This window comes from Psychrobacillus sp. 05T411, from assembly GCF_056396485.1.
This window is the reverse complement of the sequence record NZ_JBFTLO010000049.1, coordinates 1-12,277: the sequence shown is the minus strand read 5'-3', so window position 1 is coordinate 12,277 and position 12,277 is coordinate 1. Positions and strand designations below refer to the sequence as shown.

Below are 12,277 nucleotides of genomic sequence, written 5' to 3'. Positions count from 1 at the left end.
GCTAGTCGGCACTAATAAGTAAGCATTTTCTGTTGATTTTCGCTGTTGGCGGCGACTCCTGCCGGATGAGTGGGCAAATGAGACATCCCAACGTACGCCGAAGCGGCGGGGATGGCTCATGGCTCACCCGGCGGAAAGCGTCCGACAGCAGCGAAAATCATAGTGGCCACCTTATAAGACTCTTTACGACGCAGTATCTCTACAGAGCGAGATATCTCTTAAAGGTTAGTTTTCTCACATTTATAATAAAAGTGTTGCATATAGAGTTTAATTGTGTAAAATATTAATATAACTAATAATTAATAGAAAATTTAAAATTGAGTAACAATGAAGGGGTGCCTTATGACAGAACGTGAAATCATATTAGAAGTGAAAGACCTCCAAACTTCCTTTTTCACTGATGACGGTGTCATTCCATCTGTGGACTATGTAGATTTTCACGTAAAAGAAGGAGAGATACTTGGAATCGTTGGGGAATCAGGCTGTGGGAAAAGTGTTACATCACTTTCAATAATGGGTCTTGTTCCAAGTCCACCTGGGAAAATTACAAATGGTCAAATCTTATTTAAAGGGAAAGACTTAACGAAGCTCTCTGAGAAAGAGATGCGGAAAATCCGCGGAAATGACGTAGCGATGATTTTCCAAGAACCGATGACTTCTTTAAATCCTTTATTTACAATTGGAAACCAACTTATGGAAGCGATTACACTACATAAAAAAGACTGGAGCAAAAAACAAGCAAAGGCAAGAGCTATTGAAATGTTGAAACTTGTTGGTTTACCTAGGGCAGAAGAATTGATGAAGGATTATCCACATCAGCTCTCAGGAGGTATGCGGCAACGTGTAATGATAGCGATGGCCCTCGTTTGTGATCCAAAGGTACTTATTGCGGATGAACCGACAACTGCACTAGATGTAACGATTCAAGCACAAATTTTAAAACTAATGCGAGAACTGAATGAAAGACTGAACACAGCAGTTATTTTAATTACCCATGATTTAGGAGTTGTGGCAGAAACTTGCGAGCGCGTAGTGGTTATGTATGCTGGAAAAGTAGTAGAAGAGGGAACAGTGGAGACGATTTTCCATAATCCGCAACATCCTTATACGAAAGGGCTTATCGCTTCTGTACCTGATATGCGCTATAAAAAGCAGCGTTTATACTCCATTCCTGGAAGTGTACCAAAGCCTGGTACGATAAAAAATGGCTGCCGATTTGCTGCACGATGTGAATCCGTTTTTGGAAGATGTACAGAAGAAAATCCTCCGTTATATGAAACATCTGATAATCATAAAACGAGATGCTTCTTATTTGATCAGAAGGAGGCAGAAGTTCATGACAAAACCGCTGCTACAAGTTGAAGGCTTAAAAAAGTATTTCCCTATCCATTCCGGGGTATTAGGAAAGCAATCGGGTTACGTTAAAGCGGTAGATAATGTATCTTTCTATGTGAATGAAGGCGAGACATTAGGAATTGTAGGCGAATCGGGTTGCGGTAAATCTACGACTGGACGAATGCTTATGAGATTACTAGAACCTACAGAAGGTAAAGTAACCTTTGACGGAAAAGAATTAACGAGCATATCGAGTACAGAAATGAGAAAAGCGCGAAGAGAAATTCAAATGGTATTTCAAGATCCATACGCTTCACTAAATCCAAGACATACGGTTGAAAAAATATTAATGGAACCATTAATTGTCCACAACATAGGTAATGCAAAGAGCCGAAAAAAGAAAGTATATGACTTTCTAGAGATTGTTGGATTAAGTAGTTATCATGCGAAAAGGTATCCACATCAATTTAGTGGGGGGCAAAGACAACGTATTGGAATTGCCAGAGCATTGATGACAAATCCAAAGCTAATCATTGCGGATGAACCAGTTTCCGCACTCGATGTTTCGATACAAGCCCAAGTGCTTAATCTTATGCAAGATTTACAAAAAGAATTAAAGCTAACCTATATATTTATTGCGCATGATTTAGGTGTAGTGCGTCATATAAGTGATCGCGTTGGCGTTATGTACTTAGGAAGAATGGCAGAACTCGCTACAAGCGAGTCTTTATATGCGGAGCCACTTCATCCATATACGAAAGCGTTACTTTCCGCGGTTCCAGTTCCAGATCCGGAACATCAAAGGGAGCAAATCATACTTGAAGGAGACATTCCAAGTCCTTCAAATCCGCCTACTGGTTGTACATTCCATACTAGATGTCCATTTAAAATGGAAGCTTGTACATCTATGGTACCTAAGCTAGAAGAAGTAAAGCCTGGTCATTTTGTTGCATGCCATTTATATAATGAGCAAGTGCAGCATTGATAATATATTTACGGAGGGGTTAATTTGGGAAAAATGAAGATTTGGTCATTTTTGCTTATGATGCTAGTGGCGCTAACTGTAGTTCTCGCTGCATGTGCTTCTGATGATGCATCGGAAAGTAACACAGAAAAAGAAAACGAAGGAGCAACAGAAGGGGATACTGGTTCCACATCAGCTGAAGAAAAAGTTCTTATTTTTGGGCGTGGGGGAGACTCAGTTTCATTAGACCCAATTGCAGTAACGGATGGAGAATCATTCAAAGTAACACAAAACGTATTTGAAACACTTCTTAACTTTGGTGAACAAGATACAACGATAAATGAAGGATTAGCAACAAAATGGGAGCCTTCAGAAGACGGACTTACGTACACTTTCACGCTTCGCGAAGGAGTTAAATTCCACGATGGTACGGACTTTAACGCTGAAGCTGTAGTAAAAAACTTTGAACGTTGGGCAAATGGTTCAGAGGATAAATTCCCGTACTACGCTTCCATGTTCGGCGGATTTGCAGGAGAAGAAGGTCATGTAATCGAGTCTGTAACTGCAGATGGAGATTACACAGTCGTATTCAAATTAAAGCGTGCACAAGCACCTTTCTTAAAAAATATTGCAATGAGCCCATTTGGAATTGCAAGCCCAACTGCATTTGAAGCATCGGGTGAAAAGTTTGGAGACAATCCAGTAGGTACAGGTCCATTTAAGTTTGTAGAGTGGAAGCGAAATGATTCTGTGACAGTTGAAAAGTTTGAAGACTACTGGAATGCAGGATACCCAAAATTAGATAAAATTGTTTTCAAAGCAATTCCTGATAACTCAGCTCGTTTAAACGCATTACTTGCAAATGAAATTGATTTGGCAGATGGTATTAATCCTTCAGACGGTGCTACTGTAGAGGGTGATTCTAATCTACAATTATTTGAGCGTCCATCGATGAACGTTGGATATTTAGGGTTAACAACTACTCGACCTCCTTTTGACAATGTAAAAGTTCGTCAAGCGATTAACTATGCAATAGATAAAGAAGCAATTGTGGAAGCGTTTTTCGAAGGACGTGCAGAAATTGCGAAAAACCCAATGCCATCTTCTATTAGTGGATACAATGAAGATATTCCAGGATATGAATATGATCCAGAAAAAGCAAAACAATTACTTGCAGAAGCTGGTTTAGCAGATGGATTTGAAATGGAATTGTGGGCGATGCCCGTTCCACGTCCATATATGCCAGACGGAACAAAAGTTGCGGAAGCGATTCAAAAGAATTTAGAGGATATCGGCGTTAAAGCAACTATCGTTTCATTTGAATGGGCTACGTATTTAGAAAAAGCACGAAATGGAGAAGCAGATGCCTTCATGCTAGGCTGGACAGGTGATAACGGAGATGCAGATAACTTCCTCTATGTATTACTGGATGGCGATAACATCGGAAGTAACAACTACACGTATTATGACAATCCAGACTTACACAAAATTTTAATTGAAGCACAAACAGAAGTGGATGAAGATAAACGTAATGAGTTGTATAAGCAAGCGCAAGAAATCATCTTTGAAGATGCTCCTTGGGTACCACTTGCTCACTCAACACCGTTACTTGCAGGAACGGCGAATATAACAGATTTCAAACCGCACCCTACAGGTTCTGATAAATTAACGAACGTCGACTTTAAGTAATGTGCTTGAAGGGGAGAGATCTTCGTGATTTCTCCCTTTTCAATTCAATTTGATGGAGAGGTGAAGACAGTGCTCCACTATATCGGAAAAAGATTACTACAATTAATCCCAGTATTACTTGGAATGACATTTGTTGTATTTATGATTATTCGAGCAATTCCTGGAGATCCAGCACAAGTAATTTTAGGACAATTAGCATCAAAAGAGGCAATTGAAGCACTGCGCATTAAATTAGGATTAGATAATCCATGGTATGTACAATATTTCGATTACCTGGCAGCACTTTTAAAAGGGGATCTAGGAGAATCGATGCGTACGGTTCAGCCGGTTTCAAAAGAAATTTGGCCATATTTAGCAGCTACATTTGAACTTGCTTTGTTTGCTATTATTATCGCTATCATTATTGGGGTCAATGCGGGTATTATTTCTGCATGGTTCCAGAATTCATGGTTCGATTATTCTGCTATGATTATTGCCTTGATCGGCGTTTCGATGCCTATTTTTTGGTTAGGGTTGATGGAACAATGGTTTTTCGCTATTGAACTACAATGGCTACCAACGTCTGGTAGAGAAGAGGTACGAAATCCAGTTTCAGCGGTGACCAACTTGTATATACTAGACACTATTTTGAATGGTCGATTTGATCAGTTAGGACAAGTGCTTAAACATTTAGTCTTACCAGGTATTGCGCTTGCGACAATTCCAATGGCAATTATTGCCCGTATGACTAGATCAAGTATGCTAGAAGTTCTGCGTGCTGATTATGTACGTACTGCAAGAGCAAAGGGGCAAAAAATGTTTTGGGTTGTTTACAAACATGCCTTGAAAAATGCGATTATTCCAGTCTTAACTGTTATCGGACTTCAAACAGGAATGTTATTAGGGGGAGCCATTTTAACAGAGACGATCTTTAGCTGGCCGGGAATCGGAAGGTATATTTATGAGGCCATTCAATTCCGAGATTATCCAGTTATTCAATCAGGTATTTTGATTGTTGCATTTATATTTGTCATGATTAACTTATTTGTAGATATTTTATATGGCTTAATCGACCCAAGGATTAAATACGACTAAAAGGAGGAAATGAATATGACGCAAATGGTTCCGAATTCGACTAATGATATACAGGTTACAAAAGATACGTCGACAGGTCCTTGGCTAGATGCATGGCGAAGCTTTCGTAAAAATAAAGTGGCGCTTGTTGGAGCAGGGATTGTTCTTTTCTTCCTACTTTTAGCGATATTGGGTCCTTTCATAGCACCACAAGGAATAAATGATCAGTCTTTAAAAGATCGATTGCTTCCACCATCCARTCAATTTTGGTTTGGAACAGATGATTTTGGACGAGATATTTTCTCGCGAATCATTCATGGTGCTCGCATATCATTATGGGTTGGATTTTCTTCCGTTGTTGGATCCGTTGTTGCAGGAAGTATTTTAGGAATTATTGCGGGTTACTACGGAAAGTGGATTGATACGATCATATCTCGTATATTTGATATCATGCTGGCTTTTCCAAGTATATTACTTGCAATTGCCGTTGTTTCCGTACTAGGTCCTTCTTTACAAAATGCCTTAATTGCCATTGCAATTATTAATATTCCTAACTTCGGTCGACTCATCCGTTCAAAAGTACTAAGTATTAAAGAAGAAGAATACATAACATCAGCAAAAGCGATTGGAATGAAAGATATACGAATCTTGTTTTCCCATATTCTTCCGAATTCAATGGCTCCTGTGATAGTTGCAGGTACACTTGCTATTGCTTCTGCTATTATTGAAGCTGCGGCTTTAGGGTTTCTTGGCTTAGGAGCTCAAGCACCAGCACCTGAGTGGGGGAAAATGCTTGCAGATGCTCGCGTAGTTTTGCGTAATGCACCATGGGCAATGATTTTCCCTGGAATTGCTATTATGTTGACCGTCTTAGGGTTTAATTTAATGGGGGATGGGCTGCGAGATGCTTTAGATCCAAGGATGAAAAATTAAAAAACGTGTCGCCTATATATTTAGGTGACACGTTTTTTTGTTAGTAAGGTGTTTCCTCTATTTGTACCGTAAGCTCTTCACTATGAAAATTCAAATAGGATGTGATTAACGTATCCACATGTTCTAGTTGTTCTTCATATTTTAAAATGGATGATAATAGATGTAATAAGTGATACGTTGAGAATTCCTCTTCAATTCGAGTTAAAGCAATTTGTTGAACGAAAATGTCCATTACTTCCTGTCTTTGGATAAAAGCTTCTGAACCATTCCATTCAATATGTTCCGGTTTTAACTTTCCGGTGAACTTTAAATGGAGTTGTTCATGATAAGCTAAAAGTGCATCTAGTCGTTCTTTAATCATCATTCGGAAATGTTCCGGAAGTTCTAGAATCTCATTTTCATGGAGATGAAGTCTTTTCAGTACATCTAAGCTTTTATATGACGTGGAAATTAGTTCACGGTATACGACTAATTTTCTTCCTTTTGTATACATTGCATTTTTTGAATAACCACGTTCTTCTTTAAAAAATGAATATAGTTGATCTACTCGAGCTAGACGTTCTTTTAACTGATTGATAGCTTGTTTCGTAGAAGTATGCTCTGATGCACTTCGCACGGCAATTCGAGTCCAACGAATAATCTCGTCCTGGGTGTAGTGAATTGCATTAAATAATTTTGATTCAAATTTCGGTGGTAGAAAGATTAGATTCACAATAAATGCGGATATTACTCCTACTAATACGGTTGAAAATCGTATTAAAGCGTATGTGAAAAAGTTATCACTGTGGATTTCCATAATCGCAATAACGGTCACAAGTGCTAAAGGTATCGTTTTTTCTAACTTTAATTTTAACATTAGCATGATTGCAACGATTGCAGCAAATCCAACAACTATAAAGTGATTTCCAAACATCAGTGCGAAAACCACTGCAATTGCTGCTCCAATTAGATTGGATTGCACCTGCTCTATTACAGTCAAATAGGATCTATATATAGAAGGTTGAATGGCAAATATCGCAGCTATTCCTGCAAAAACAGGACTAGGTAGCTGGAGTAAATCAGCAATGAATAATGAGAAAACAATGGCTACTCCAGTTTTAAAAACGCGAGCTCCTAATTTCATAAAATCCTATCCTTTCATTTCGTTCCCGTTTCAAATGTTTACTGCTTTAACTGGGCAAAAGCATGTTGAACCGCAGTAATTGTTTCTTGAATATCCTCTTCTGTATGCGCAGTTGTGATAAACCAAGCTTCATATTTAGAGGGAGCGAGATTAATCCCTTGTGCTAACATTAGTTTGAAGAACTTAGCAAATAATTCTCCATCACTTGCTTCCGCCTGTTCGTAATTTTCTACTTTTACATCTGTAAAGTAAACAGATAGAGCACCTTTTATGCGGTTTACGGTAATTGTAATATCCTGCTTTTTCGCTGCTTCTATTATGCCCGCTTCTAACATTGCACCAAGTCTGTCCAATTCTTCATACAAACCTGGTGTCTGCAATACTTCTAGACAAGCTATTCCTGCTTGCATGGACGCAGGATTTCCAGCCATTGTTCCCGCTTGGTAGGCAGGACCTAATGGTGCGACTTGTTCCATAATTTCTTTTTTCCCGCCATATGCCCCGATTGGAAGACCTCCACCGATAATTTTTCCTAAAGCGGTTAAGTCAGGTGTTTCATTTAACATAGTAGAAGCAGCACCGTAGTGAAAACGGAATGCAGTAATTACTTCATCGTATATTACAAGAGCCCCTTTGTCTTTTGCTATTTTATGAACAAGTGGTAAGAAACCTTCGTTTGGTTCTACCATTCCAAAGTTTCCTACGATAGGTTCTACTAGAATACAAGCAAGTTCTTCTCCCCATTTTTCCATTGCATCCTCATACGCTTTTGGATCATTAAAAGGAATCGTAATAACTTCTTTTGCAATGGACTGTGGAACTCCTGCAGAATCAGGTGTTCCAAGTGTAGCGGGGCCTGATCCAGCAGCTACTAATACTAAATCAGAATGCCCATGATAACAACCTGCAAACTTCATTACTTTCGTTTTTCCTGTATACGCACGTGCGACACGAATGGTTGTCATAACCGCTTCTGTACCTGAATTTACAAAGCGTACTTTATCCATGGAAGGAATTGCTTCTTTTAACATTTTGGCAAAAGTCACTTCATGCTTTGTAGGTGTACCGTATAATAAACCTGTTTGCGCAGCCTTTGTGATAGCCTCTGTAATATGGGGATGTGCGTGACCTGTAATAATAGGGCCATATGCAGCTAAGTAATCAATGTATTTGTTGCCATCTACATCGTAAAAATAAGCCCCTTCTGCTCTTTCCATTACGATTGGTGCTCCACCACCAACTGCTTTATACGATCTAGATGGGCTATTCACACCGCCTACTATATGTTCAAGTGCTTCTATTTGTATTTGTTCAGATGTTGATTGTTTCATTGTTTATAACCTCCGCTATTTTCGTATGTTTCTATTGTAGACAATTATAGTGAAAAACGCTAAAGAAATTGAATCTGCTCCGTTAATTCGATACGATAGTAGTAGAAATGAAGGAGGGAATAGGATGACAGTACTTGAAGGAATGATTGCACCAAAGTTTTCATTGAAAAATGAGCAAGGCAAAATTGTATCATTAGATGACTTTGCAGGAAAGCAGTATGTTGTTTTGTATTTTTACCCGAAAGATTCTACACCAGGTTGCACAACAGAAGCGTGTGATTTTAGAGATTCACATGAGAAGTTTGCTGAGTTAAATACGGTTATTCTTGGTGTCAGCGCAGATGATGAAACTGCACATATTAAATTTATCGCAAAGCACGGACTTCCATTTTCGTTGTTAATCGATGATACACATGAAGTGTCCGAAGCTTATGGTGTATGGAAGTTGAAAAAGATGTTCGGAAAAGAATTCATGGGAATTGAACGCTCTACATTTTTAATCGATCCAACAGGTACAATCGTGAAAGAATGGCGTAAAGTAAAAGTGGATGGGCATGTAGAAGAGGCGTTAGAAACATTAAAGGAAGTAGCTTCAACTGGTGAGCAAAAGTGAAGATATTATTTTCCTTTTATCCCAAGCAAGATCAACAAACTAGTTTAATAGAAAAGTTTCCACAAGTAGAATTCATCTTTCAAAAACCGTTAGATGAAAAAAACTTAAAAACGGCTGATATACTCGTGACGTATGGAGAAGATCTTCATGCGTCCCATTTAGAAACGGCGGCGCAACTAAAATGGATTATGGTCGCTTCTGCAGGCCTTGAAAAAATGCCTTTAAAGGAAATTGCTAGTCGGAATATTATGTTGACCAATGTTCGAGGCATTCATAAAACTCCGATGGCAGAGTCCATCATTGCTCATATACTTTCCATCAAAAAATCACTTCCAACGATGGCTGAAAACCAGCGTAAAGGGGAGTGGTCACGAAAATTGAACTCATCGGAGCTTTTTGGTTCTACCGCATTAATACTAGGTGCTGGTGCAATTGGTGGCGAGGTCGGTAGAATTCTACAATCATTTGGTGTGCGTACTATTGGTTGTAATCGAAGTGGTAATATGTCACCTTCCATGGATGCCATAGTTTCTTTTAATCAACTTAAAGAAACACTGCCAGATGCGGATATTGTCATATCAATACTACCTAGCACAGAAGAAACAAAACACATGCTAACACACGAGCATTTTCAGTGTATGAAACCATCTTCCATCTTTATGAATTTTGGTCGAGGAGATGTATTAAAAGAAGAAGAGCTACTCCAAGCACTAAAAGAAGAACATATAGCATATGCTGTTTTAGATGTATTTGAAAATGAGCCACTCCCAAGCGGGCATCCATTTTGGAAGATGGACAATGTCATCGTTTCTCCACATGCTTCTAGTCATTCTTCGCAATATGTTGTAAGAGCGCTAGAAATATTTTCTAGAAATTTGACACTATGGTTGAATGGGAATGAACAATTAGAAAATATAATTGATACGAAAAAAGGCTATTAAAAAGGATAACATCTCTCTAATGCTTTAAAAGTTTGACAGTACCTGCATTTCTTCTTTATACTTATTATAACAATTACAAATTAATAATGAATATGAAAAGAGGTGCATTGCGATGACGGAAGTACATTTAAGAGATGCTTTAGATACATTAAAATCAACTGGTGTACGAATTACGCCTCAACGCCATGCGATATTGGAATTTATTATCCAATCTATGTCACATCCCACTGCGGACGATATATATAAAGCGCTAGAAAGTAAATTTCCAAGCATGAGTGTTGCAACTGTTTATAATAACCTACGTGTTTTTAGAGAAGCAGGATTAGTTAAAGAGCTGACGTTCGGTGATTCTTCGAGTAGATTCGATTTTATCACGAACGATCATTACCATATGATTTGTAATGCATGTGGGAAAATTGTAGATTTCCATTACCCGGGTCTTGATGAAGTCGAGCATTTAGCGTCCCATTTAACCGGTTTTGACGTAAGTTCGCATCGTATGGAAATTTACGGAACATGTCCTACTTGTAAAGAACATGCAACGAAAGTGCAGTAAAAAACGAGCGTAATCGATACGCTCGTTTTTTAGTGGAATAGAATACATAAAATTATTTCTTTCTATTGAGTGCTTGGTCGAATTCTTGACCTTCAAGACTAGGGTCAAGTGTAAGAGGTTCCTTGCAATACATGCACATATCAACTCTACCTAAAACTTTTGTATGCTTTCCGCAGTTAGGACATACAACTTGAACTGCACGAGTAGATAATAAACCAATCCAACCATATACAGCTGTACTTCCTATTATGGATAGTAATCCAAGTGTCATGAAAATGGTTACTAGAATTGCATTTTCTCTAAAGAAAATGGCTCCATACATGATGATAAATCCAAAGAATATGAGGCCAAGCGCAAAGGAGCGTATTCGATTTATTTTGTTTTTATAAGGTTTCATTTTTCATCCTCCTAAATTCTAAATCCACTATATCATATTTTAGGAGTAAGTAATGTTTTAAGTAAGCGGAGAAGGAAATTTAAACTTATTGTCGAAAAGCTATATTAGAAGGAAACAAAGGAGGCTCCATTTTGGAAGCGTTATTGAGACCGATTTATCAAGAAAGAGCAAGTGATCCAGATACGATAGGTATTATATCGATAGAAAAGCGTGAGGAAGTTAGCCCTATTACGGATACTTTTGATTCTATTTTATTGATAGTGGTATTAGAAGCAGAACAACCAATTTTTACAAAACATTATTCGTACGATGACAAGAAAGCAGCAATGCATATTGTAACGGAAAAACAACTTAGAAAATGGTTACTTGTAGGAACAAATCCTAAATTAGTTGACTGGATCCTTAATGGACGAGTTGTTTTCGATCGCAATGAGTATATAGAAGATTTGAAAAAAGAGTTAGATGATTTTCCGATAAATAGCCGAAAGGTAAGAATGGGTATTGAATTCGCAAAGCTTAGTAGAAGGTATATGGAAGGTAAAGTATTTTTTGATCAGTTAAATTACCTGGATGCCTATAATCATATTATAGATTCTTTACATCATTTAGCCCGTCTTGCTGTATTCGAAAATGGAATGCATCCAGAGGTGATGGTATGGAAACAAGTAAAACAACTGGATCCTGCTATTTATAAATTATACGATGAACTTATTTCAAGTAAGGAATCGTTAGAAAAAAGATTGGAACTTTTATTTTTAGCTAGTGAGTTTCTAATTCATTCAAGAACAAAGGATGGGGCTCAACATATATTAGAAGTTTTGGCTTCCAAAGACTTTTGGACTATACAAGAGATTCATGAACAAGATGAACTGAAAAAGTATTCAGTGGACCTCGAAGTTTTTATTGAGTTTTTAGTAGATAAAAGATTTATTTTAATAGAAAAACAGACAACAAAAAGCAATGAAATCATGCATAGATGCTACAAAGTAAGGTAGTGATAAGTACACAATAAAAACGAACAAATAATTTGTTCGTTTTTATTGTTGACAATCTAGAACTTTATGATGTATTATAATAAGCGTCGTCAAAAACGAAACAATAAATTTACGACAAAAAAGTTTTTTAAAAAACTTCTTGACTCAATATATCGAAAATGATAAAGTAGAGAAGTCGCAAAAAACGACACAACAAAATGAACATTGAAAACTGAACATGCAAAACGTTAAGAAATATAGCTTGAAAGATTAACTTCGGTTAACTTGATAGCAAAACAATTTTGACATCATTTAATGATGATGCCAGCAAAACAACATGAGCTTTTTAAGTTCTCTATTATGGAGGA

Annotated in this window: 12 protein-coding genes; 9 read left to right on the top strand and 3 right to left on the bottom strand. The window is 37.7% G+C overall.

The window, feature by feature from the left end:
* Positions 1-342: 342 nt before the first annotated feature.
* From AC1DFT_RS20220 to AC1DFT_RS20200, 5 genes are all read left to right on the top strand, one after another.
* A complete protein-coding gene (locus tag AC1DFT_RS20220) occupies positions 343-1,362 on the top strand; it encodes an ABC transporter ATP-binding protein (protein ID WP_478161372.1) in 1,020 nt (339 codons plus the stop codon).
* On the top strand, positions 1,337-2,320 hold the full coding sequence (locus AC1DFT_RS20215; RefSeq protein WP_478161370.1) for an ABC transporter ATP-binding protein: 984 nt from the start codon (positions 1,337-1,339) through the stop codon (positions 2,318-2,320). Before AC1DFT_RS20220 ends, AC1DFT_RS20215 begins: the two co-directional genes overlap by 26 nt.
* 24 nt (positions 2,321-2,344) lie before the next feature.
* Positions 2,345-3,988 carry an ABC transporter substrate-binding protein gene (locus AC1DFT_RS20210; protein WP_478161368.1) on the top strand — a complete coding sequence of 548 codons (1,644 nt, stop codon included), beginning with the start codon at positions 2,345-2,347 and terminating at the stop codon, positions 3,986-3,988.
* 69 nt (positions 3,989-4,057) lie between these two features.
* Positions 4,058-5,062 (top strand): ABC transporter permease, encoded by a 1,005-nt coding sequence (locus tag AC1DFT_RS20205; protein ID WP_478161376.1) that lies wholly within the window; start codon positions 4,058-4,060, stop codon positions 5,060-5,062.
* 24 nt (positions 5,063-5,086) lie between these two features.
* Positions 5,087-5,974 carry an ABC transporter permease gene (locus AC1DFT_RS20200; protein WP_478161374.1) on the top strand — a complete coding sequence of 296 codons (888 nt, stop codon included), beginning with the start codon at positions 5,087-5,089 and terminating at the stop codon, positions 5,972-5,974.
* A 40-nt stretch (positions 5,975-6,014) separates the two neighbouring features.
* On the opposite strand, the gene AC1DFT_RS20195 is transcribed toward AC1DFT_RS20200, so the two are convergent.
* The gene (locus AC1DFT_RS20195; RefSeq protein WP_478161366.1) at positions 6,015-7,097 is read right to left on the bottom strand and encodes an FUSC family protein; all 1,083 of its coding nucleotides are present in this window, start codon (positions 7,095-7,097) and stop codon (positions 6,015-6,017) included.
* A 38-nt stretch (positions 7,098-7,135) separates the two neighbouring features.
* Complete coding sequence (locus tag AC1DFT_RS20190; RefSeq protein WP_478161364.1) at positions 7,136-8,428, bottom strand: glutamate-1-semialdehyde 2,1-aminomutase; 1,293 nt, start codon at positions 8,426-8,428, stop codon at positions 7,136-7,138.
* A 124-nt stretch (positions 8,429-8,552) separates the two neighbouring features.
* Here AC1DFT_RS20190 and bcp point away from each other — a divergent pair, with 124 nt between their 5' ends.
* The 3 genes from bcp (at position 8,553) to perR (ending at position 10,538) form a co-directional block, all read left to right on the top strand.
* Positions 8,553-9,041 (top strand): thioredoxin-dependent thiol peroxidase, encoded by a 489-nt coding sequence (gene bcp / locus AC1DFT_RS20185; protein ID WP_478161362.1) that lies wholly within the window; start codon positions 8,553-8,555, stop codon positions 9,039-9,041.
* Positions 9,038-9,982, top strand: coding sequence for a D-2-hydroxyacid dehydrogenase (locus AC1DFT_RS20180; RefSeq protein ID WP_478161360.1), 945 nt, complete (start codon positions 9,038-9,040; stop codon positions 9,980-9,982). Before bcp ends, AC1DFT_RS20180 begins: the two co-directional genes overlap by 4 nt.
* A gap of 112 nt (positions 9,983-10,094) precedes the next feature.
* Complete coding sequence (gene perR / locus AC1DFT_RS20175) at positions 10,095-10,538, top strand: peroxide-responsive transcriptional repressor PerR (protein WP_478161358.1); 444 nt, start codon at positions 10,095-10,097, stop codon at positions 10,536-10,538.
* 52 nt (positions 10,539-10,590) lie between these two features.
* On the opposite strand, the gene AC1DFT_RS20170 is transcribed toward perR, so the two are convergent.
* A complete protein-coding gene (locus AC1DFT_RS20170; RefSeq protein WP_478161356.1) occupies positions 10,591-10,935 on the bottom strand; it encodes a YgzB family protein in 345 nt (114 codons plus the stop codon).
* Between the two features lie 131 nt (positions 10,936-11,066).
* On the opposite strand from AC1DFT_RS20170, the gene AC1DFT_RS20165 reads away from it, so the two are divergent.
* The gene (locus AC1DFT_RS20165; protein WP_478161354.1) at positions 11,067-11,930 is read left to right on the top strand and encodes a nucleotidyltransferase-like protein; all 864 of its coding nucleotides are present in this window, start codon (positions 11,067-11,069) and stop codon (positions 11,928-11,930) included.
* Positions 11,931-12,277: the final 347 nt, after the last annotated feature.

Excerpts from the sequence above, each read along its gene's own strand:
- AC1DFT_RS20220 (WP_478161372.1), top strand. The coding sequence starts at position 343 with ATGACAGAACGTGAAATCATATTAGAAGTGAAAGACCTCCAAACTTCC.
- AC1DFT_RS20215 (WP_478161370.1), top strand. The coding sequence starts at position 1,337 with ATGACAAAACCGCTGCTACAAGTTGAAGGCTTAAAAAAGTATTTCCCT.
- AC1DFT_RS20195 (WP_478161366.1), bottom strand. The coding sequence starts at position 7,097 with ATGAAATTAGGAGCTCGCGTTTTTAAAACTGGAGTAGCCATTGTTTTC.
- AC1DFT_RS20190 (WP_478161364.1), bottom strand. The coding sequence starts at position 8,428 with ATGAAACAATCAACATCTGAACAAATACAAATAGAAGCACTTGAACAT.
- bcp (WP_478161362.1), top strand. The coding sequence starts at position 8,553 with ATGACAGTACTTGAAGGAATGATTGCACCAAAGTTTTCATTGAAAAAT.
- perR (WP_478161358.1), top strand. The coding sequence starts at position 10,095 with ATGACGGAAGTACATTTAAGAGATGCTTTAGATACATTAAAATCAACT.
- AC1DFT_RS20170 (WP_478161356.1), bottom strand. The coding sequence starts at position 10,935 with ATGAAACCTTATAAAAACAAAATAAATCGAATACGCTCCTTTGCGCTT.